Annotated in this window: 20 protein-coding genes; 11 read left to right on the forward strand and 9 right to left on the reverse strand. The window is 61.5% G+C overall.

The window, feature by feature from the left end:
• Positions 1-151: 151 nt before the first annotated feature.
• Positions 152-1,612, forward strand: coding sequence for an MFS transporter (locus Uis1B_RS03315; RefSeq protein ID WP_101615562.1), 1,461 nt, complete (start codon positions 152-154; stop codon positions 1,610-1,612).
• On the opposite strand, the gene Uis1B_RS03320 is transcribed toward Uis1B_RS03315, so the two are convergent.
• The 3 genes from Uis1B_RS03320 to Uis1B_RS03330 form a co-directional block, all read right to left on the reverse strand.
• Entirely contained in the window at positions 1,579-2,310 is a 732-nt protein-coding gene (locus tag Uis1B_RS03320; protein ID WP_165782706.1) for a TetR/AcrR family transcriptional regulator, read from the reverse strand. The genes Uis1B_RS03315 and Uis1B_RS03320 overlap by 34 nt on opposite strands.
• A gap of 176 nt (positions 2,311-2,486) precedes the next feature.
• On the reverse strand, positions 2,487-3,446 hold the full coding sequence (rarD, locus tag Uis1B_RS03325; protein WP_101615566.1) for an EamA family transporter RarD: 960 nt from the start codon (positions 3,444-3,446) through the stop codon (positions 2,487-2,489).
• Positions 3,447-3,527: 81 nt separating this feature from the next.
• Entirely contained in the window at positions 3,528-4,832 is a 1,305-nt protein-coding gene (locus tag Uis1B_RS03330) for a class I SAM-dependent methyltransferase (RefSeq protein ID WP_101615568.1), read from the reverse strand.
• 318 nt (positions 4,833-5,150) lie between these two features.
• Between Uis1B_RS03330 and Uis1B_RS03335 the strand changes: the two genes are divergently transcribed.
• Positions 5,151-5,828: an HD domain-containing protein gene (locus Uis1B_RS03335; protein WP_101615598.1), complete on the forward strand. Its 678-nt coding sequence runs from the start codon at positions 5,151-5,153 to the stop codon at positions 5,826-5,828.
• A gap of 124 nt (positions 5,829-5,952) precedes the next feature.
• Here Uis1B_RS03335 and Uis1B_RS03340 read toward each other — a convergent pair whose 3' ends face one another.
• From Uis1B_RS03340 to Uis1B_RS03350, 3 genes are all read right to left on the reverse strand, one after another.
• Entirely contained in the window at positions 5,953-7,164 is a 1,212-nt protein-coding gene (locus Uis1B_RS03340) for a hypothetical protein (protein WP_101615570.1), read from the reverse strand.
• Positions 7,161-8,348, reverse strand: a complete 1,188-nt coding sequence (locus Uis1B_RS03345; RefSeq protein ID WP_101615572.1) for a hypothetical protein — start codon at positions 8,346-8,348, stop codon at positions 7,161-7,163. Before Uis1B_RS03345 ends, Uis1B_RS03340 begins: the two co-directional genes overlap by 4 nt.
• Before the next feature lie 126 nt (positions 8,349-8,474).
• The gene (locus tag Uis1B_RS03350; protein WP_101615574.1) at positions 8,475-9,047 is read right to left on the reverse strand and encodes a PadR family transcriptional regulator; all 573 of its coding nucleotides are present in this window, start codon (positions 9,045-9,047) and stop codon (positions 8,475-8,477) included.
• Between the two features lie 234 nt (positions 9,048-9,281).
• On the opposite strand from Uis1B_RS03350, the gene Uis1B_RS03355 reads away from it, so the two are divergent.
• Positions 9,282-9,986, forward strand: coding sequence for an HAD family hydrolase (locus Uis1B_RS03355; RefSeq protein ID WP_101615576.1), 705 nt, complete (start codon positions 9,282-9,284; stop codon positions 9,984-9,986).
• Between the two features lie 86 nt (positions 9,987-10,072).
• Positions 10,073-10,594, forward strand: a complete 522-nt coding sequence (locus Uis1B_RS03360) for a hypothetical protein (RefSeq protein ID WP_133124817.1) — start codon at positions 10,073-10,075, stop codon at positions 10,592-10,594.
• Between the two features lie 11 nt (positions 10,595-10,605).
• Here Uis1B_RS03360 and Uis1B_RS03365 read toward each other — a convergent pair whose 3' ends face one another.
• The 3 genes from Uis1B_RS03365 to Uis1B_RS03375 are packed head-to-tail and all read right to left on the reverse strand — an operon-like array spanning position 10,606 to position 13,333.
• Entirely contained in the window at positions 10,606-11,484 is an 879-nt protein-coding gene (locus Uis1B_RS03365) for an ABC transporter permease subunit (protein WP_101615580.1), read from the reverse strand.
• On the reverse strand, positions 11,481-12,293 hold the full coding sequence (locus tag Uis1B_RS03370; RefSeq protein ID WP_101615582.1) for an ABC transporter permease: 813 nt from the start codon (positions 12,291-12,293) through the stop codon (positions 11,481-11,483). The genes Uis1B_RS03365 and Uis1B_RS03370 overlap by 4 nt, the downstream gene beginning before the upstream one ends.
• Entirely contained in the window at positions 12,290-13,333 is a 1,044-nt protein-coding gene (locus Uis1B_RS03375; RefSeq protein ID WP_243390241.1) for an ABC transporter ATP-binding protein, read from the reverse strand. The genes Uis1B_RS03370 and Uis1B_RS03375 overlap by 4 nt, the downstream gene beginning before the upstream one ends.
• 224 nt (positions 13,334-13,557) lie before the next feature.
• Here Uis1B_RS03375 and Uis1B_RS03380 point away from each other — a divergent pair, with 224 nt between their 5' ends.
• The 7 genes from Uis1B_RS03380 to Uis1B_RS03410 form a co-directional block, all read left to right on the forward strand.
• Positions 13,558-14,388, forward strand: coding sequence for a YoaK family protein (locus Uis1B_RS03380; protein ID WP_101615602.1), 831 nt, complete (start codon positions 13,558-13,560; stop codon positions 14,386-14,388).
• A 121-nt stretch (positions 14,389-14,509) separates the two neighbouring features.
• Positions 14,510-15,961: a DHA2 family efflux MFS transporter permease subunit gene (locus Uis1B_RS03385; protein ID WP_165782707.1), complete on the forward strand. Its 1,452-nt coding sequence runs from the start codon at positions 14,510-14,512 to the stop codon at positions 15,959-15,961.
• 93 nt (positions 15,962-16,054) lie between these two features.
• On the forward strand, positions 16,055-16,456 hold the full coding sequence (locus tag Uis1B_RS03390; RefSeq protein WP_165782708.1) for a helix-turn-helix domain-containing protein: 402 nt from the start codon (positions 16,055-16,057) through the stop codon (positions 16,454-16,456).
• A 21-nt stretch (positions 16,457-16,477) separates the two neighbouring features.
• Positions 16,478-17,656, forward strand: a complete 1,179-nt coding sequence (locus tag Uis1B_RS03395) for a PIN domain-containing protein (protein WP_101615588.1) — start codon at positions 16,478-16,480, stop codon at positions 17,654-17,656.
• Positions 17,657-17,800: 144 nt separating this feature from the next.
• Complete coding sequence (gene ettA, locus Uis1B_RS03400; protein WP_101615590.1) at positions 17,801-19,480, forward strand: energy-dependent translational throttle protein EttA; 1,680 nt, start codon at positions 17,801-17,803, stop codon at positions 19,478-19,480.
• A gap of 634 nt (positions 19,481-20,114) precedes the next feature.
• Positions 20,115-20,708: a hypothetical protein gene (locus Uis1B_RS03405; RefSeq protein ID WP_133124818.1), complete on the forward strand. Its 594-nt coding sequence runs from the start codon at positions 20,115-20,117 to the stop codon at positions 20,706-20,708.
• Positions 20,709-20,777: 69 nt separating this feature from the next.
• Positions 20,778-21,345 (forward strand): helix-turn-helix domain-containing protein (locus Uis1B_RS03410; protein WP_133124819.1); only part of this gene is annotated, 568 nt, incomplete at its 3' end.

Consider the following 21,345-nt stretch of genomic DNA (forward strand, 5'->3'; position numbering starts at 1 on the left):
CCCCGATCCGATCGATCCGTCTCAATCCCCCCATGGCACTACACTGGGCATTGCGGTCCTCCGGCTCCTCCGCATAAGAAATATCCGAGCCGATTACCCAAGAGACCCCAACCGCCGCCAATCAAGGCCGCGAACAAGGTAAGGACTCATCATGAGCAATCGGCCATCATCAGCAACGACCGGAATCAAGGCGACCGGCACCACGGCCACCATTCCCGCCACTAGTACCGACGTCATCGCGGACAAGGCCCACAGGGCCCTATTCCCCCTGCTGTTCGTCTATCTGCTGGGCGTACTATGCCTGCAGGCGTTCAATCTGGTCTTCGAACACATCGGCACCGATCTTGGAGCCGTGTCCGAAGCCTCGCTGATCACCGCCATCCCCGGCGTGGTCCTCGGCATCGCCTGCTTCATCTACGGCTCGCTGTGCGACTTCGTTTCGTTGAAGAAACTCACCTTCGTCGGCATGGTCCTCCTGTGGATCGGCTGCGCGTTCGGATTCCTGTTTCATGGCAGTCTGATTCTGGTGATCGTGGCCCGCTGCGTCCAGACCGTCGGATTCCAGGCGGCCGGCTCGGTGTACCTGGTGATCGTGGCACGATACCTCAAGCCTGAAACCAAACTGCTGTACTTCGGCCTGTTCACCGCGGTGTTCCAGCTTTCCACGGCGCTGGGCGTACTGTGCGGCGGCATCTTCAGCGCCATCGACTGGTCGTGGCTGTTCCTCATCCCCGCACTTTCCATACTCGTGGTTCCTCCGCTGATCAAGGATCTGCCGAACGTGGCGGGCAAAGGCACCTCCATCGATGCCATCGGCTTCGCGTTGTTCGGCGCGGGAGCCCTGTTCCTCACCCTGTTCTTCTCCAACCTCATGTGGCCGCTGATCGCCGCATCCCTGCTGTCGTTCGTCTGCTTCGCCGCATACATCGGCAAGGCCCGCAACCCGTTCGTCACCCCGGCGTTCTTCCGCAACACCCGTTGGATCAAGGCCGTGCTGCTTATCGTGATCTTCTACTCGCTGAACTTCTCGGTCACCCCGCTGTTCAACGCCGCCGGCTCGATGATCTACGGCATGAGCGCCACGCAGGTCTCCCTGCTCCTGCTGCCGGCTCTGATCCTCGCCACCGTCACCGGCACGCTGTCCGGCCGCATCGTCGGCATACTGGGACGATTCCGCTCCATCCTCACCGCGGGCACGCTGATGGGACTCGGCCTGCTGGCCAGCGGACTGTACCTGTATCTGGCGGCCGGATCGTCAAGCTCATGGCCGCTTGCCGTCACGATCTCGGTGTACTACATCGGCATGGCGATGACCTACTCCCCCGTGGTCGATACCGTACTCGCCACATTGCCACCCGAGCAGAGCGGCCGAGGCGTCGGCATGAACGATCTGGCCATGCAGGGTTCCGGTGCGATCGGCATCGCGATCTTCGGTTCCTCGCTCAGCGCCTCCGCGGTGACTCAGACCGCCACGCAGTCGATTCCGGCAGCCAACGCGCATTTCGGCACACTGCTGTTCATCTACACAGCGGTCATGGTCTTCGGCGTGGCATGGCTCGTCATCCACCGCACATCGATCTACCGGGGTGCCTCCGACTCATCTTCGGCCTGATTCCCCTCGGCCTGACTCCCGTCGATTCGTCGATCACCGCGAATCTGATCGAGCGGCAGATCGTCGTACAGATAATGGTCCACCACCGGTCCGACGATCCTCGCCATCTCCAACACCGTATGCTCTCTCAGTGCCGGAATCTCGATGAGATGCCAACTGGAAACCAGTCCGATGATCTGCGAGAACACCAGCCCCAGCCGCTCCGAAGCGTATTCGTCGTTCAAGGGCGGCTGAACGCTGTTTGCGATTTCGTTGCGCAGGAACCGCACATAGAAGTTCCGGAACTCCTCGTTCGCACCGAGATCCTTGAGCAGCCCGAGCAGCAGACGACGCCGTGGATCGACCGCCTGCATCAGAAAGGCGTATACCAAACGGCATCCAGTGGAATCCATCGCATGATCATGCCGGTTTTCATGCAGCAGGCTGAAGAACTCCTGCGAACGGAACAGTTCGGAGGCCGCTGCCATAAACAGCGTCTCCTTGTCCTTGTAGTAGTACTTCACCAGCTTCGCATCCACGCCGGCCGCGGACGCCACCCCCTTGAGCGTAGTGCCGCGATATCCATTGCGCGAAAACTCCTCACACGCCGCGTCCAGAATCGCCTGACGACTGGGACTGTTACCGGGCCGGCGCCCCCGACGACGCTCAGATCCCCGTTGACGCTCCGCCCCCAGTTGACGCTCAGCCCCCTGATTCATCCTAGTTCCGACACCGACACCGTGCCCGCCGCCCCCAACCGATGATTCCATGGCCGCTCCATTCTCCCCTACTCTGCAAGCCATTCAACCACCGTATGGTTCACCGCACAAGACCAAACCTTCAACAGTCGGCGATCCCGCCCAACGTCGTCGCCCAACGTCGTCGCCAAACGTCCTCACCCGGCGATCCCGCCCAACGTCAACTTTCTACGATGCTGGATCACGATGTCGATCGAATACACCACCAGGGCCAACCAGATCACCGAGAACGAGATGAACCGGTGAGCCGGCACCTGCTCTCCGAGCACCAGAATGCCGAGCATCAACTGGATCGTCGGCGTGATGTACTGGGTGAAGCTCAGTGTCAGGAAATGCGCATGCTTGACGCCATACGAGGTGAGCACCAGCGGCACCACCGTAAGGATGCCGCAACAAGCCAGCAGCACCCACACCTGCGCGGGGGCTCCGGCCGGCACGCCGAACCGCGGCTGTACGGCCAACGCGACGAACGCCACAGGGGTGAGCACCCCGGTCTCGAAGGTGAGGGACTCAAAGGAATCCAGCGGAATGAACCGTTTGATCAGACAGTATCCGCTGTAGCTGAAGGTCATCAGCAACGCCAACGTCGGGAACGCCCCCGTGTCCAGCACATAGAGCCCGCCGCCCACCAGCGCGATGATCATGGAGACGATGCCGAGCCGCGTGGTCCGTTCGCGCAGGAGCAACAACGCCAGCAGCATGTTGATCAGCGGCATCAGGAAGTTCGCCGCACTGGCCTCGGACGTGTGGCCGATCACCACAAGATAGATGTACACCACCCAATCGATCGACACCAGCACCGCGGCGAGCACCTCAAGCCAGAACAGTTTCGGCGTCCTCCACAGCGATCGCACGGAGGCGAGAAACCTCCCCCATCGGCCGGAAACCACCATGACCAGCAACATCACCGCGAACGCGGTGACGATGCGATACAGCATCACGTTCATCGCGGAAACACTGTCGAGTGCAGCCCAGTACAGGGGGAAGATGCCATAGACGAAGGCCTGGGCCACCGTGGCCGCAACGCCTTGGGGAGTCTGCTTGATCTGCTCGGTTCTCTTCACCGGACGATAATACCGCGAATACCGCGAGACCATCGTCCGGCACGACCCGAACCTTACGGCACGACCCGCCAGCCGCAGACCGCAAGTCCATCCGGTCAGGCACGATCCGAACCGTCAGGCCCTCCACCACGGGCGCAGCGGATACCACTTGCCGTCGGGGTGTCCGACGCGGTCGGGCTTGACGGCGAGGAACTGGTGAATCTGGATACCGTCGAGTTCGAAGTTCAGCGAGCATGCGGCCATGTACAGGCCCCACACCTTGGCACGGTCGAATCCCACCTGCTTTACCGCATCATCCCAGTGCTCGGAAAGGTTGTGGTTCCAATGGTGCAGCGTCAGCGCGTAGTGCTGGCGCAGGTTCTCCTGATGCACCACGTTGAATCCGGAGTCATGGATGCAGCTTTCGATGAATCCGGGCGTACCGAGATCGCCGTCGGGGAAGATGTAACGGTCGAGGAACTCGTCGGTGCCGGGCTTGCCGTTCGGCTTGCCGTGGCTGATGGTGATCTGATGGTTGAGCAGACGGCCCATTGGCTTGAGCAGCTTGAACATCTCACCGAAATAGCTCTTGTAGTTCTTCACGCCCACATGCTCCATCATGCCGATCGAGCAGATGCCGTCGAAGTCGCGTTCGGGCACGTCACGGTAGTCCATCACGCGCACTTCGGCCAGATCCTCGAGTCCTTCACGGCGGATCCATTCCTGCGCGTAGGCGGCCTGTTCCTTGGACAGCGTGACGCCCAGCGCCTTGATGCCGCGACGGGCCGCGGTGATGACCATCGACCCCCAGCCGCAGCCGATGTCGAGTAGACGCTGGCCGGGCTTCAGGCCGAGTTTGTCGAGGATGAGCCGCAGTTTGTTGGCCTGCGCATCCTCGAGGCTCATGTCCTCGTTTTCGAACACCGCGCAGGTGTAGGTCATCGAGGGTCCGAGGAAATCGGCGTAGAAGTCGTTGGACTGATCGTAGTGGTAGCTCACCGTTTCCGAATCGGCTTTTTCGGTGTGCGGCAGCAGACCGGACTTGATGCGCTGCCACTTCGAAGGCCCTTCCACTTCGGGCACGGGAGCCTTGCGGAATCCGTGGCTGAACACCGCGGCCACCACGCGGGCAATATCCAGCGGACTGGGCTTGAGCACATAGGGAGCCAGCTCGACGAATCGACGCAGCACCGGATACGGATCGGCGTAATCAATGCCCTCCACATCGAAATCTCCGAGAATGTAGGCGCGCACCACACCGATCTCGTTGGGATGTTCGGCGATCTGATAAATGGCATCGGGATTGTTGATCTTCACATGCAGATCCGCCCGCTGCGAACCGAACGTCGAACCGTCGAAGGCGTCGACCCGAAGGGGCGCCTCCGGGGAGACGAACAGACCGACCATTTCACTTACCGTCATCGCTTTGCCGCTGGCCATGCCGGACCTCCAAATTCTCAGCACTACATCGTAAGCGTCTCTTATCGATCCCGTATGGGGTCGGTGCATTCAGTGTGGGAGCTTAGTCCTTTCCCACCGTGATTTCAGTCAACAGTCCGTAACAATATGACCGTTTTCCGCTTTGGGCCGAACCGATGCGACAACAGTGAACATCAAGTCACGAGAAGGTGATGAATGGTGGATCGCAATGGACAACTTTGGGCTTGTTGTCTACTCTAAATGGTGGGTCAACTCAGCGATGGGCAAACTCAGAGAGGACTTCGAACTACCGTGATGAATCTCTTCGCGATGGATACCATGAATACTCCCGATACCGAAGCCAATGCCGATGCCGATTCGGCAAGCGACGCCTTTCTCACCGTACTGGAGTACGGTCTCGACATCATCGAATCTCCGGGTATGCAGTCGGAAAAACGCTATTTCCAGCATGGCAACACCACCACCTTTCAGCATTCCTTAGCCGTGGCCGAACGTTCGGTGCGGCTTGCCCACCGCTTCGGTCTGGACGACATCGTCGACATGCGGTCGCTGGTGGTGGCGTCGCTGCTCCACGACTATTTCCTTTACGATTGGCATGATCACGAGGATTGGCATCGTCTGCACGGTTTCACCCACGGTCGTATCGCCTGTCTGAACGCCATCCGCGACTACGGGCGCGATATCGTCAACGATGTGGTGGCCGACAGTCTGATCAATCACATGTATCCGCTCACCAACGTGCAGCCGAAGTACACCGAGGGCTGGCTGGTGAGCATCAGCGACAAGATGTGCGCCACCGGTGAGGCGATGAGCCGCGACCGGTTCCGTATGCATAACCGCAGGAGTCGTCGCTCCGCATCCGATCTTGATTCCCTGCCCAAGGTACCGTCGCTGGGAGCCGTGCAGTCAGTGGAACGGGCCCTCAACAACACCGACGGCATCGGTTCCATTCGTTCCGGCGCCTATCACACGTTGCTCGCCCTGCGAGGCCGGTAATCAAACGGTAAACAACAGGGCCGGTAAGCGGTAGGATATCCGCACAGCACGGAACACCGCGACAGATCATCCGCGAGCTCGCGGTTCCATTCACCACCGACGGATTCGCCGGCGACGTCGTTTCCTAGTGATTCCGATTCGCCTTCCAGCCGCGCCAGGCGAGAATCATGGCGATGTCGAAGCAGATCAGCTGCCCGACGACCCACCATGTCACCGCACCTCCGGTAACGATGAGCCATGCGATATTCGCCAGAGCCAGCAGGACGGCGAACACCCAGTACCAGAACTCTCGACGGCGATTCTTCCCGGTAGGTGCGAACCTGTGCGCGTATTCTCCGGGAGTACCGAACTCGGCAACCAGCGTGGAACCGTTGTGCTTCGCATGGGTCTTCGCTTCGCTGCAGATTCGTCGTACATCGTTGTCCGTCATATCATTGCGCTCCCGGAGCAGCGATGCGGCCCGTTCAAGCCATTCGTCGTCATTCATCAGCAGGTCATCAGCCATCGGGCCAACGTCCGCATCATCGTCGTCACGTTCGCGCCACAGTCGTCCGATCCCATAGGCGGCCAGTCCGTACAATCCCGCGAATGCGAGCATCCACGCCGTATGCGCATACGGACCGTTCGCCGCCATCATCATCACCGCAACCATCAGCGCAATGCCTGCCACCGCCAACACCGCGCACGAGGCCACCGCCATGATGAATGATCGATCGGCCAGCACCTGACGATACGCCCGGCCAACCAACAGCACCAGCATGGTCAGCAGCCACGGAATCAGCGGCATCGGCCAGGCGATCAATCCCACGGCCTTGCCCGCCTGCGTCACATCATCGACATCGATCAGTACCGGTGACGGCAGAAACACTCGGCTCGTCATTCCGGGCGTTCCCCAATCTCGAACGGCGAATGCCAGAGCAATCCAGAACATCAACGCCAATCCGCACGACAACCCGAAGCCGTAGACCACGACATCGCGTATCGTCATCGGCTGCTCATAGTCAAACCGGTCAATCCCGTCGTCGCGCCAAGATTTCGCCGTCTCCTCCGCCCAGCTCTCCGGCATTCCAAGAAGATCCCGTATGGGTCGACCGGATACCGTTCCATCGGCATCCCGTACGACGGCATCATCCCCGCACCCATCCGCCGTCAGCATGTCGCGCAGCAGTGTCAACTCCCGACTCAGAGCATCGCCCACCGCATCGACGCCGACATGATGCCGTTCCACGAGATCCCAAGCGGCCCGTTCGGCCCACTGGCGATCATCCCGCCTATCTCTCAGTCTCTCGTATGCCCGGAATACATCAACCAGCGGCCGACCTGTCTCATACTTCATGATGCCATCCGTCCGATCCCGCGTTTCCGCTTACCGTCGCTCATCAGACGCGAAGCATGCCGATATCCGCTGATCGAATCCGCGGTGGCGACGGCTGCGATCACATAGAACACGCCCTGCACCACCACCGGCACCAACGATCCTTCCCATTCCCCTCTGACGATCAGCACCAGCGCAGCCCCCATGATCACGGTCAGCATCACCATCGTGACGATGGTGCCGATCATTTCCCGACGAGCACGAACGGACGTTTCGCGGAACCGGTGGGCATACTCCGCGGGAGTGCCGAACTCGGCGGCCAACCGCAACCCCGTCTGCGAAGAGAAATCCTTCGCCTCCTCGCAGATACGCCGGGCGGTGCCATCGGTGATGTCGCCACGCTCCCTCAGTAGCCTTCCGACGTCGCGGATCCACGTCGCATCGTCCACGAACGGGCTCGATTCACTCGCCATGGTCTTGGGTAGGGGCTCCTTCCACAGCCATCCCACGACATATCCCGCCACCGCCCACATCGCGGCCATCCACAGCAGCCACGCCGCGTTCACCCGCATCGGCGGCAGCAGCCATTCGGACGCCATCGCGCCCGCCAGACCCACGGCAACCGCCAGAGCAATCACCGACAGCACGGCCAGCGTGTGGGATACGCCACGCAGCACACGGCGATACGTCGTCTGCACCAACCCCATCGCCAGCACGATCACAAACGGCATGAACAGGTCCCGCAGCGGGAACAGACCATCACCGGACCACAGCGTATGCGAATCCCCAGGAATCGCAGGGGACGGAACCAGCACGTTCCGCCACATCATCGAAAATCCCGCCATCGAAGACCAGCCGCCGACCACCAGCATCAGCCAGAACACCGCATACACCGGAGCCGAAGCCCTCATCGCCGTCACCATAACCTCGCGCATGGATTTCGGTCGGTCATACGAGAATGCGTCGATGCCGCTTTCCCGCCATTCCTCGACCCGCTCGGCCGCCCAGTCCCGAGGGCTCCCCAGCAGCTCGTCCAGCGAACGACCGCCTCCGCTCCCCTCATCGGACTCGTCAAGGAATTCCTGCAGCAATCCGCACTGTTCCTCCAACGCACGACGCACCCTGTCATCACTGACATGCCAGCGCCCACGCAGCTCGCCAGCCGCATTCGCAGCCCAGACCCGGTCGGCGTCATCGCCACGCATCCGCCGATAACGTTCCAGCACATCGGACCAGCCGGAGCAATCGACCGTACCGCCAGCCGCTTTCCCACGCGCAGCCGCTTTCCCACTTCCGATCGCTTTCCTGCTCGGAAAAGTCATGATAGCCCCCTATCTCATGTTCCGTTCCCAACGTTCGGCGACGCGACGGCCAGCATTGGGCGCCCGCCGCACCTCCTGCAGAATGTCGTCGGCGACCCGGATGGCAGTCCGGGAACCGTCATCGCCGGCGACGTCGGAATCCCGGACACCGGCATCAGTTCCGCCGTCACCGACCCCGGCCTTCGATTCCGAAACCTCTGTCGAATTCGAATCTCCGACCAGCACGTCCACCAGCGCACCCCACTGCTCGCGCTCATGCGACAGCCGCTCGCGACCAGCATCGGTCAGGCGATACACCCGTCGACCGGGGCCACCCTCATGCTGTTCCCATTCATCCTCGACGGCCCGCGCATTCTTAAGCTCCTCCAGAATCGGATACAGCGAGCCGCCTTTGGGTCTGCCGAATCCCAACTCCTCAAGCGCCAGGGCGATGCCATAGCCATGCAACGGCCCGGATTCCAAACAGATCAGAATCGCCGTGCGCATGGCGGCCCGCACCCACAACACCGGCCACCGCGCCTCCTGACGATCCGGAGCCCCCGTTCGGCCTCGGCCACGTCGTCCACCATACTTGTCATTCATATACTTAAGTATATATTCTATCTATGTACGACACAAGCAACACAGTGAGCACGGTCGCCCGCATTCGCCACCCATGCTCGATCCACCCCGTCCGATCCGTTCCAATCCACCCCGATCCACCCCGTCCGACTCCCGAAAACGACCATGCACCAAACGGCGCAATTCCCTATAATCGGTCATCGTTTCATTATTTGAGATGAATTTGGGACAGTATCGTCGGAAAGGCGGTATGCAATGGGCATCGAAACCACAAATGAAGGAACACCGAAATCCGGAAACACACCCATCGAAAGCTCAGACATCACAACCCCGACAGATGTGATCTTCGATCTATGCGGCGTGCTTGTCGGCTGGCAGCCACGACGAGCATTGGAGGGACCGTTCACCAGCGAGGAGATCGACGACTTCCTCGCCCCCGACGACCATTGCGGCTTCATGTATTTCGATGATCTGCACGACGGCGGTATGGACTACGCCGCGCTGATCGACTCCTACGAACGCGAATACGGGGCACGACTCGGACTTCGAATGCGCGCGTACGCCGCAAACGTGGACAAGACGCTGACCGGCGCAATCCCCGGAATGCCGGAGCTGCTGGCGGATCTGAAAGCCGTCGGCATCGGCGTATGGGGACTCACCAATTGGGGGCATGACACCTGGCCGGTCATGCAACACCGGATGGGCGCCATCCTCGGCATGCTGGACGGCATCGTGGTATCAGGCATCGAAGGCGTGAAGAAGCCCGAGACGGCCATCTTCGACCTGACGGTCGAACGATTCGGCCTGAACCGCTCACGGACCGTATTCGTGGACGATTCGCCATACAACGTCGAAGCCGCCGAACAGGCGGGACTTCGGGCGATTCGATTCGAGTCGGCCCGTCAAACAAGAAGCAGACTCGGCATCGCAAGACCAAATGATAAACAAGAATCCATATAATGGAATATCGCTGGCGCAAGTCGCAATCACGCCAGCCGGCCGCGACGCATAACTGAGTGCCCGCGGCACGAACGATCATCAGGGTGGTGGAGGGTTTCACAATGGGCACGTTCTCCTTGACGGCCAACAACAACATCGGCTCCAACGCGGTATGGCAGACCATACCGCTGGGACGTCTCGAATTCCCGCAGGTGCCGAAGCCGTACGACGGCGATTTCGACGACGATTTCTGGCCGAGCAGGCATGAGGAATACAACCGTCTGCAATGGGACGCCATGGATTGGCATGCCATTCGCGATCAGATCGGCAAGGCGGCGAACCGTCTGGAACAGCGGCCGGAAGCCAATCCGGAACTGGAATTCGACGTGCCCTCGATACGGGAACGCACGTTCCTGGAAATGTGGTTCGGCTACGGCGACCCCAGCGTGGAGGCGGTCAAAACGGACGACGGCCGATACCAGGTCGGCTACGGCCAGCATCGAATCTGCGCCTATGCCGATTATCCGATGGATGAAAGGGATCGCGACCTCATGCACGTACCACCGACCGGGTTCCTGCCGACCGGACCGCTCTCGCCCGACGCCCGCATCCCCGTGCTGGCCCACTGAATCCCGGATGGTTACCGAGCAACCAGATCACGGCGCGCAAAAGCCACATACGTCGCCGAACAGCCGGCGACCACGATGACCGCCGCCAGCACGACGAACGGCACCGGCGCCCGCCCGTCGATCACCTCACCCGGCGTGGCGTAGCGGAATGGGGAAAGCACGCGGGCCACCGTCGATGCGTCGTGATCGGAGAACATGTCGTACACCACGCCCGCGCAGTAGGCCGCGACCACCGATGCGTTGCCGACCGCCGCCCCGCGATCCGGATTCGGGCACAGGGCGGCGGCGCACGCGCCGATCGCGCCGAACACCAGCATCATCACGAGCAGCCAGACGGCGAAGCGCCAGACCACCGTGGACGCGGATCCCCCGGACAGCTCGGACGATCCCGACGACAACCCCGGAACATCGCCGTTCTCCAGCATCCCGAGGCACAGCAGCGAGGAAACCAGATTGACCGCGACGAACGCCACCGCATCGGCCAGCGCCGCAGCGAGCTTCGCCGTCAGAATCGTCGCGCGAGACACCGGACGCACGAACAGGAACTCGTAGGTGCCGTCCGTCAGTTCACGGGACACCGCATTGCGGGCTAGCGCCACCGCATACACGGCCGCCATGATGCCCGCGTAGAACTCGAGCACCGCGTAATACCCGGCGAAGGTGGACATATCCAGATCGGAGATGCCCATGACGGCGAGCGCCACCTTCGGGAAGGCGTCGGTGAGCCTGCGCACGGCCTCGGGGTCGCCCGCCGCTACGCCTTCGAACTTCATCACGCCGGCCACGTTGAACAGCGCGATGGCCACGCTCCATATCAGCAGGGCCTTGGCGTTGGCCTTGAGCTCACGCAGGATCATGGCGGCCACGGCCCCGGTTCCGCCGAATCTCATCGCAACCCCCTCACATCACCGCGTGCATACAGCACGGCCCCACAGGCCAGACAGGCCACGGCCACCACGGCCGCGAGAGTCAGATAACCGGCCTCGTAACGCCCGTGGTCCAGCGCTTCGGACACATTGAACCAGGTGAACGGGGAGATGAGACGATATTTGGTCTCACCGGTCATTTCCGGCAACGACACCAGCATGAACCCAAGCACGCCGAATGCGGTGGCGATGCCGGAAACGCTGCGGATGCGGTTGAGCAGCACCGCCGCCAGCACCCCGAACGAGAGGAACAGCACGCCGACGCCGAGCAGCGAAGCCGCGGCGAGCAGCAATCGGGACAACGGTATGGACGTGGCCGTGGGATCGTCGCCGTAATGGCCGTAGATCAGCGCCACGGCCACGAGATACAGCAGACCGGACACGACGACCAGCGTGAGACCGGCCGCAAGTTTGGCGAGATACAGGCGAATCCGAGGCGACGGCATGACGAACAGGAAGTCACCGGCCTTCGAGCGCCTCTCACGTCCGAGAACCGACAGTCCCCACGCACAGGACATGATCGCCATGATCAGCATGAAGTACAGCGAACTGAACCGATAGAACCCACCGAACGAGAAGATGTCGCCGTTCACGCCGAACAGGGCGGCGAACTGCGGCGGAAACCCGTCGATCATCCGCTCCACGTCCGTTTTGGAATCCCGGTAGATCGGGTACGCACCACCCAGGAACAGCACGGCGACGCCGATCAGCACGATGAGACCGACGAGGAATCCGCGCATCTGGGCCTTGACCTCGAACAGGTAAACGTTCATCGCGAGAGCTCCCCCGCATGGGATCGCGCCGAACCGTGAGATCCCGACGTCGCATCCAGCCGCGACGATTCGTCATCCGGTCGATAGTAGTGCATGAACACTTCCTCCAGCGTCGGTTCGGCGATCTCCACGTCGGCAAGGCTCATGTCGGCGAGCGAGGCGATCAACGTGTTGCAGTCGCCTTCATACAGGAACGAGACCGTTGCCGTTCCGCCGGCGGATCCCCCGTCGTCCACGGTCAGCGAACGGACGCCGGGCATATCGTCGAATACGCGGTGCGCCGCATCGGCGTGGTCGATGCCGATCGTCACCCGCTTGACCGCGGAGCGTCTCATCTCGCTCACACTCCGCACGTCGACCACATGGCCTTCGCGGATGATGGCCACGCGATCGCAGATGCGCTGCACCTCGGAAAGAATATGCGACGAGAACAGCACCGTGGCCCCTCGGCGGCGCTCCTCCAGCATCAGGTCGAAGAACGCGCGCTGGATCAGCGGGTCGAGCCCGCTGGTCGGCTCATCGAGGACGATCAGCCGCGGACGGTGCATCAGCCCCTGCACAATGCCGACCTTCTTGCGGTTGCCGAGCGACATGTCCTCGACCTTCCGATCCAGATCAAGGTCAAGTCGTGCAGCGAGTTCGCGGATGCGCGCCGAGCAGTCCACACGATAGAAGCTCGCCGCATAGTTCAGCAGATCGCGGGCGCGCATGCCGTCGTAGTAGAACACCTCGCTGGGCAGATACCCCACCTGTTCCAGGATTCGCGTGCGATCCCGTTCGCAGTCAAGACCGAAGATCGAGGCCTCGCCGCTCGTTTTGCGGATCAATCCCAGCAGCGTGCGGATCGTGGTGGATTTGCCCGCACCGTTCGGCCCGATGAATCCGAAGATCTCGCCCTGCCGCACGGTGAGGTTCACATCCTCGATGCCGCGGGCCCTGCCGTACCGTTTGGTCAGATGCCGTGTGACGATCGCCGGCACGCCTTCCGAATCACCCGACGGATCCCCGCCGACGACGTCATCCCTCATCCCGATCGCCATCCCTTCCCTCGGCTGTGACGACTCATGGTTCATGATAGGTTCGCGGGCACCGGCTGTCATATCGTCCTTACGGTTTCCATATGCCATCGGATGTTGCCGACGCCGACATCATGATGCGATATACTCCACCCGTCCCGAACCGATCGGCCATACCGATCGGCCGGACGATCGCCCAACCGATCATCCCGATCCCACGCCGCCACAATCTTCCGAGGTCGATCACCATGACATCGCATCTTTCCGAGGCCGTCCACACGCTTGTCCCCGGCAGGGACGACCGATACGGACTGCTCTCCCCCGCCCTGGTGATCCTCACGTTCGTCTCGGGGCTGGTGGATGCGCTGAGCTACCTGTCACTCGGTCATGTGTTCGTGGCCAACGTGACCGGCAATATCGTCTTTCTGGGGTTTTCGATCGCCCATGCCGAAGGGTTCGTCTGGTGGACGTCCACGCTGACCCTGGTGGCGTTCGTCGCCGGCGCGGTGATCGGCGGGCGCATCATCCACCGGTTCGAGGGCAACCGCGCCAAGCACCTGCTGATTTCGACCTGCGTGCAGGCCGCGTTCGTGGCCGCGGCGCTGATCGGCATCTATCTGCTCAATCGGTTCGCCCCCGAGCCCGCGATGGGCGGCGCCGGAACGGGTGCGGCAGTCGCGCAGGCGGTCCGAGACACCGGCCCGAGTCTGAACTTCCCCACGGCCAGTCACGTCGATCTGCATGTCATCACGCTGATCGTGCTGCTGGCGCCGGCGATGGGCATCCAGAACTCCACGGCCCGCAAGCTTTCGGTGCCCGACATGCCCACCACCGTGCTCACGATGACGCTCACCGGCATCGTGGCCGACACCTCGGCCCACGGGCATGAGCAGTCGAAGCTGGGGCGTCGGGCGTTGGTGCTGACCGCATTGGCCATCGGCGCGCTCATCGGCGCCCTGCTGCAGACCCGCGGTCATGAGGACGTGATCCTGATGATCATGCTCGCCTGCCTGCTGGCGGTCATCGCGCTGATGGCGCCACATGTGCGGTCCGACGCCCGATGGGTCACCGGACGGTAGGCGTCCGACTTCATGATGATCGGCACTACAATGACATTCGGATTTCTCAAATGACATTCGGATTTTCTCGCGGATACACCCCTGAACGCCATATGAACGCCATATGAAGGACGAAACAGCAATGACCTCGAACCGAAGCAACACCGACGAAAGCACCGACACCGAACACACCACAACCCGGCGAACGGCCCGGCATACGCAGGCCATGATCGTCACGCTGATGATCGGCTCGTTCGCCGCCGTGCTCAACCAGACGCTGATGATCTCCGCACTGCCCACGCTGATGCGTGAATTCGGCGTGCCCAACAGCACCGTGCAGTGGCTCACCACCGGATTCATGCTCACCAACGGCGTCATGATCCCGATCACCGCGTTCCTGATCGAAACCTTCACCACACGGCAGCTGTTCGGCTATGCCATGGGCATGTTCTTCGCCGGCTCCCTGGCCTGCGCCATGGCACCGAACTTCCCGCTGCTGCTCGCCGGACGCATCCTCCAGGCGTGCGGAGCCGGCGTGCTCATGACATTGCTGCAGACCGTGCTGTTCCGCGTCTACCCGCCGGAGCGCCGCGGTCAGGCCATGGGCATGTTCGGCATGGTCATCGCCTTCGCGCCCGCGCTCGGCCCCACCGTCTCCGGACTGCTGATCGAATGGCTCAGCTGGCGCTGGATGTTCATCATCCTCGTGATGATCGCCGGCAGCGTGATCATCGCTTCCTGGTTCACCGTCTACAACGTGGGCGAGCCGGCGCATCCGCATATCGACGTGCTCTCCGTGGTACTGTCCACGCTTGGCTTCGGCGGCATACTGTTCGGCTTCTCCGACGCCGGCAAGGCCGGATGGGCCAGCATGACGGTGCTGGTCTCGCTGGCGGTGGGCGCGGTGGGACTGACGCTGCTCATCGTCCGACAGCTGCATCTCGATCAGCCGATGCTCGACTTCCGCATCTTCGCATTGCCGATGTTCTCGCTGTGTCTGACGGTTTCGGTGATCGGCTTCGCCTCGTTCATCGGCATCGAGAACGTACTGCCGCTGTACCTGCAGAACGATCTGGGCGTCAACGCGCTCGAATCCGGTCTGATCATGATGCCCGGCGGCATCGTGATGGGTCTGCTCAACCCGGTGGCCGGACGACTGTACGACCGCATCGGAGGCCGGCCGATCGCTCTGATCGGCTTCACCCTGCTCACCGTGGCGGCCGCACTGCTCGCCACCATGAGCGAGCACACGCCGGTGTGGCAGCCGGCGCTGTACTTCACGGTGCTGCTGGCCGGCTCCGCGTTCAGCTCCATGCCGCTGGTCACCGCCGCGCTGAATCAGCTGCCCGGCGATCGCATCCCCCACGGCACCGCGATGAACAACACCATGCGTCAGACCTCGGGCGCCATGGCCATCGCCCTGCTCATCACCATCATGAACACCCATGCGGCGAGCGCCGTGCGGGCCGGCATGGATGAAGCCTCAGCCTCCGCCCTCGGCGTGCGTGCATCGTTCCGCGACGTGGCCATCGTCTGCGCGGTCTGCCTCGCCGCCTCGCTGTTCATTCGCGACCGGGGGCGCCGGGTCAAGTGAGACGCGACCGACATCATGTCCGATTCGTCCGATATTGCCGATACGTCCGGCAAAGTTTCCAATCAGAGGAAACGCCATCGGAAAGGAACGGCCATGACCACATTCGAGGCAATCCCCATTCCCCGGATCAGCAAGGGCTCCGCATACATCACATCAGGCGACGGCAAGGCGATCCCGTTGGGCGCCGAGGAACTGCGTCGCGCGTTCGACGCAATCATGCATGACGACGACTCAGATCTCATCACCACGGGCGAAGCCGCACAGATCCTCGGCGTCTCCTCGAAAACAGTCGCACGCATACGCGACGCCGGGGAGATCCCATTCACCCGATACGGCGCGAAAGGCAATCGCATGGTTTCCCGCGCACGGGTCGTCGCCTACCGCAATCAATCCGAAGCCAACGGACACAAGGCGCTCGAAGACATGCGGGTCTCCGCCAGTCGAGGCGGATTGGACGACGTCGACCATGCCGCCTGCCTGTCTCATTTCAACTGAAACAGGCAAGGCAGATCCACCATGGTCATCGCCTTCCTTGATGCGAATATCTTTCCCCACACATGGCTGACGGACGTATTGCTCACGTTTGCCGACCATCACCTGTTCGACCCCCAATTCTCGGATGATGTGCTCGAAAAGGCTCGACGAACGTTCGTGGAAGATCTGGGCCGCGACCCAACATGGGTGGATCGTTATCTTGCCGCCATCCGAAACATCAAACCGTACTACCTTGTCCCCTCCGAGCCAGGGCTGGCCAACGAAGTCGTCCTACCGGATCCGAACGACCGTCACGTAGCGGCCGCAGCCCACAACGGCGATGCCGACGTAATCGTCACATTCAACCTCAAGGACTTCCCGGCAAACCAACTCGCCAAAATAGGATTGGCCGCCCGCCATCCCGACGTATTTCTGGTCTCCCCGGCCGAAGCCCATTCGGAGCAGGCGGTCCAAGCCATGCGCGAACTGGTGTCATCAAAACAACATCCGCCACGCTCGTCATCATGGCGATCACCGTCGCCGTGGCGGCGATCTCCCACAAACGCCACGACACTATCTTTCCGGTACATCACCGCCATCACTGCCATCACCGCTGATTCCGAAACGGCCATGCCGCAACAACGCCGACACCATCATCCGGTTCACACCCCACAGCGCACCGCCGTACAGAAGGCCGACCCCGGTCACCACCAGCAGCCATATCAATCCGGCAGGGCCGGCGAAATCCGCTCGATTCCACCAGCCCGTCAGAATCGCCGTCAACGCCCCCGCCGCGGCGAACGCCGTCTCATTGCGCCGAAACGTCGATCGCACCGGCATATCCGCGAGCAGTCGACGCACATGGAGAAACTGAGCGATCATCAGCCCTCCGATCAACATGATCAGCCTCCGGAATCCCGAGGGAACGGGATGATCCGCACCCAACGCAAAGACGACCACCCATCCGAAAAAACATGCCACGCTCTCCACTCCGGCGATAAGCGACAATGCCCGATGAGACAGGCCTGCGCCGTTTGCATCACCATCAGCCATGCTCGTTCCTTTCCATCTCCCGTGCCTGAAGTCGCCGCAATCCCGGTGCCCGTCAGACCGGTCATGGCCGTCGCGACCGTCACGATCATCGCAGCCGTTCCACCCCCGCTCATCGTAGTCAATACCGAATTCCTTCCCCGTGCCCGACACCGTTGCGCATGGCTGTAGATGGCCTGTAGAATAATGGCTTTGGTACTTTTTGCCACACCCCGAAGCGATTACGAAACGATTACGAGACGATTCGAGACGGCCGGGGCGGGCAATTCTGGGAAATCAACGGAATACAACCAACGATAGAGATAAGGAACTCACTTGGCTGAATTCATTTATCAGATGATCAAGGCGCGCAAGGCCTACGGCGACCGCGTGATCCTCGACGACGTGACGCTGAGCTTCCTGCCGGGCGCGAAGATCGGCGTGGTCGGCCCGAATGGCATGGGCAAGTCCACGCTGCTGAAGATCATGGCCGGCCTTGACACGGTGAGCAACGGCGAGGCCACGCTCACCCCGGGCTACACGGTCGGCATCCTGCAGCAGGAGCCGCCGCTGGACGACACCAAGACCGTGGGCGAGAACATCAAGATGGCGTTCGGTGAGATCGCCGACAAGGTCGCCCGGTTCAACCAGATCGGCGAGGAGATGGCCAACCCGGACGCCGACTTCGATGCCCTCATGGAGGAGATGGGCAAGCTGCAGACCGAGATCGACGCCGCCAACGGCTGGGATCTCGACTCGCAGCTCGAACAGGCCATGGACGCCCTGCAGTGTCCCGACCCGGACACCCCGGTGAACGTGTGCTCCGGTGGCGAGCGCCGTCGCGTGGCCCTGTGCAAGCTGCTGCTCGAAGCCCCCGATCTGCTGCTGCTCGACGAGCCCACGAACCATTTGGACGCCGAATCGATCCTGTGGCTGGAGCAGTTCCTGCACCAGTACAAGGGCGCGGTCATCGCCGTCACCCACGACCGTTACTTCATGGACAACGTGGCCGAATGGATCTGCGAGGTCGACCGCGGCCACCTGTACCCGTACAAGGGCAACTACTCCACCTACCTGGAAACCAAGGCCAAGCGTATGGAGATCCAGGGCGCCAAGGACGCCAAGCTCGCCAAGCGACTGAAGAACGAACTCGAATGGGTTCGCTCCTCGCCGAAGGCACGTCAGGCCAAGAACAAGGCCCGTCTGGAGCGCTACGACCAGATGGAGCAGGAGGCACGCAACTCCAAGAAGCTCGACTTCTCCGAAATCCAGATTCCGCCGGGACCACGTCTGGGCTCCACGGTGCTGGAGGCCAAGCACATCCACAAGGCGTTCGGCGACCGCGTACTGATCGACGATCTGAGCTTCACGCTGCCGCGCAACGGCATCGTCGGCGTGATCGGCCCGAACGGCGTCGGCAAGTCCACGCTGTTCAAGACCATCGTCGGTCTGGAGCCGCTCACCAGCGGCGAGCTGAAGATCGGCGAGACCGTGAAGATCAGCTACGTGGATCAGAACCGTGCCGGACTCGACCCGAAGAAGAACCTGTGGGAGGCCGTCTCCGACGGTCTTGACTACATCGAGGTCGGCGGCGTGGAGGTGCCGACCCGCGCCTACGTGGCCAGCTTCGGCTTCAAGGGCTCCGATCAGCAGAAACTCACCGGCGTGCTCTCCGGCGGCGAGCGCAACCGTCTGAACCTCGCCCTCACCCTGAAGCAGGGCGGCAACCTGCTGCTGCTCGACGAGCCCACCAACGATCTCGACGTCGAAACGCTCGAATCGTTGGAGAACGCGCTGCTCGAATTCCCCGGCTGCGCCGTGGTGATCTCCCACGACCGTTGGTTCCTCGACCGCGTCGCCACGCATATTCTCGCTTGGGAGGGCAACGACGAGAATCCGGCCAACTGGTACTGGTTCGAAGGCAACTTCCAGGCCTACGAGGAGAACAAGGTCAAGCGCTTGGGCGAGGATGCGGCCCGTCCGCACCGCCTGCACCGCAAGCTCACCCGCGTGTGAGCCGCGACGGTAGCCAATCGTAGGCACTTCGCATACGGCTACCGTTTGCATACCGTTCAACGGCTCCCACTTCGGGAGCCGTTTTCGTTTAATGACCATCGACGAGCATGGCGAAGCCGATCATCATCCCTCTGCGATGGATCAAAACGCTTTTCCGCGAAAACACGCTCTAATCCATCGTTCTCCCCATTTCGGTAAGTCAAAAACCGCATGATTCCAATGATCTGGAAAGTCCCTCAATATCAATTCCTTGGATTACGCTGCGTTTTTGCTGATTTGCAGTCTGCTCCATCGCATTCATAGCACATAACGATTAGCGCTCCTCCACCTTCACTTTTCCACATTGACGCCACCGCTTCGCCACAGTTATCCACATTCCTCGGTTTCCCCTCCGCTGCGAGTGAAGATCCGCTAGCGTAGAGACACCGATCACCAAGGGGACATCATGCGATCACCATCAACAGCCGTCACATCACATCGAAATCATCATCGAACCGACCAAGGTCATCGAAACGCAAAGTCGCGAGACGCCTTCACAGCATCGAGCTCAATCGCAGTGCCATCAGGATTCGGACCGATCACACCGAGATCGGGAGCATTATCCATCATGCATCCTTATGACACGTCCCAATCCATGAACGACATCCTTGCCGAACGCTATCGGAACACACTGCAACGATGTCTTGACGAGACCAGGCGTTTTCATCGCAGCATACTGTTCTCCTTGACCACCGCACTCGCATTGCACATGGTGCCGATTCCGCAACAATGCTCGATCGACACGGAAAAGCTACATGCCGTCGCCAGCACACGAAACCGACGAATCCAATCACAACGGATGGCCGCACACGTCTGGTCGACGTTCGACACAACCGCGCAGATCCGCATATCGGAAGGGGTGTATGCGCTTGACCTCGTACACACTTGGGCGCATATGGCGAGGTTCGTACCACTGGATCAGTTCATCGCGCTCACCGATGCGATTCTCCTGCGCATGCTTGTTGAGGGAACCAACGACCCGTTATCGACATTGCGGAGTTTTCTCGACCGAACATCGTTCAGGGGGCAACGAATATGCCGGAAAGCGCTGATGCTCGCCAGACTCAACGTACTGTCTCCACCGGAGACGCTATGCCGACTGACGCTGCTTCAATACGGAATTCCCGCACCGGAAACGAACTACACCGTACCAGGAATGCGGTTCCGATCAGGTGCCCCCGGGTTCTAAATAGAAGCGCAACACCTGTCTAAGGTTGGAAGTGTTCAAGTCCACAACCGAAGAGAAAGTGCTGCGCCCATGACGAAAGTGTATTCCCACCTGTCGGCCGAGGAACGAGTCCGGATCGACGAACTGAGGAACCGAGAGGGGCTCGGCGTGCGCCAGATCGCCCTGAGGATCGGCCGGGACAAGTCCACGGTCAGCCGCGAGCTGAGGCGCGGCCTGTGGTTCGCGTCCAACGAGAACGACTCCTACCGTCCGTACAGGCCGAAACGCCTGAAGACGGGCGCATGGACCGCGCGCCCGTTCTACTCGGCCCTGACCGCGCAGCGCAAGGCCGAGACCCGCGCCCGCAGGTCGCGCAAGCCCCTGCGCATGGCGTACGACCCGCTGCTCTCCTGGGTGATGGACGCGCTGCGCAAGGGATGGACGCCGGAGCTGATCGAGGGACGGCTCAAAATCGAATGGCCCGACGACCCGCGCATGCGGATAAGCCACGAGTGCCTCTACCAGTGGATCTACGCCAAACCCCAGAAGGCGCTGGACCTCAGGCAGTACCTGCCGCGCGGCAAGCGGCACCGCACGCGTTCGAAGGGCAGGAGGGCGAAGGGGGCGCGCATCCCGATGCGCGTGCCGATCGCCGACC

Source organism: Bifidobacterium margollesii (genome assembly GCF_002860355.1).
Lineage (GTDB): Bacteria > Actinomycetota > Actinomycetes > Actinomycetales > Bifidobacteriaceae > Galliscardovia > Galliscardovia margollesii.

Bases quoted from the DNA above. Each gene is read 5' to 3' on its own strand.
- Uis1B_RS03320 (WP_165782706.1), bottom strand. From the start codon at position 2,310: ATGAATCAGGGGGCTGAGCGTCAACTGGGGGCGGAGCGTCAACGGGGA.
- Uis1B_RS03405 (WP_133124818.1), top strand. From the start codon at position 20,115: ATGAACGACATCCTTGCCGAACGCTATCGGAACACACTGCAACGATGT.
- Uis1B_RS03355 (WP_101615576.1), top strand. From the start codon at position 9,282: ATGGGCATCGAAACCACAAATGAAGGAACACCGAAATCCGGAAACACA.
- Uis1B_RS03395 (WP_101615588.1), top strand. From the start codon at position 16,478: ATGGTCATCGCCTTCCTTGATGCGAATATCTTTCCCCACACATGGCTG.
- Uis1B_RS03365 (WP_101615580.1), bottom strand. From the start codon at position 11,484: ATGAGATTCGGCGGAACCGGGGCCGTGGCCGCCATGATCCTGCGTGAG.
- Uis1B_RS03375 (WP_243390241.1), bottom strand. From the start codon at position 13,333: ATGGCGATCGGGATGAGGGATGACGTCGTCGGCGGGGATCCGTCGGGT.
- Uis1B_RS03390 (WP_165782708.1), top strand. From the start codon at position 16,055: ATGACCACATTCGAGGCAATCCCCATTCCCCGGATCAGCAAGGGCTCC.
- Uis1B_RS03345 (WP_101615572.1), bottom strand. From the start codon at position 8,348: ATGCGTGGCGATGACGCCGACCGGGTCTGGGCTGCGAATGCGGCTGGC.
- Uis1B_RS03340 (WP_101615570.1), bottom strand. From the start codon at position 7,164: ATGAAGTATGAGACAGGTCGGCCGCTGGTTGATGTATTCCGGGCATAC.
- Uis1B_RS03315 (WP_101615562.1), top strand. From the start codon at position 152: ATGAGCAATCGGCCATCATCAGCAACGACCGGAATCAAGGCGACCGGC.
- Uis1B_RS03385 (WP_165782707.1), top strand. From the start codon at position 14,510: ATGACCTCGAACCGAAGCAACACCGACGAAAGCACCGACACCGAACAC.
- rarD (WP_101615566.1), bottom strand. From the start codon at position 3,446: ATGGTCTCGCGGTATTCGCGGTATTATCGTCCGGTGAAGAGAACCGAG.
- Uis1B_RS03330 (WP_101615568.1), bottom strand. From the start codon at position 4,832: ATGGCCAGCGGCAAAGCGATGACGGTAAGTGAAATGGTCGGTCTGTTC.
- Uis1B_RS03370 (WP_101615582.1), bottom strand. From the start codon at position 12,293: ATGAACGTTTACCTGTTCGAGGTCAAGGCCCAGATGCGCGGATTCCTC.
- Uis1B_RS03380 (WP_101615602.1), top strand. From the start codon at position 13,558: ATGACATCGCATCTTTCCGAGGCCGTCCACACGCTTGTCCCCGGCAGG.
- Uis1B_RS03335 (WP_101615598.1), top strand. From the start codon at position 5,151: ATGAATACTCCCGATACCGAAGCCAATGCCGATGCCGATTCGGCAAGC.
- Uis1B_RS03350 (WP_101615574.1), bottom strand. From the start codon at position 9,047: ATGAATGACAAGTATGGTGGACGACGTGGCCGAGGCCGAACGGGGGCT.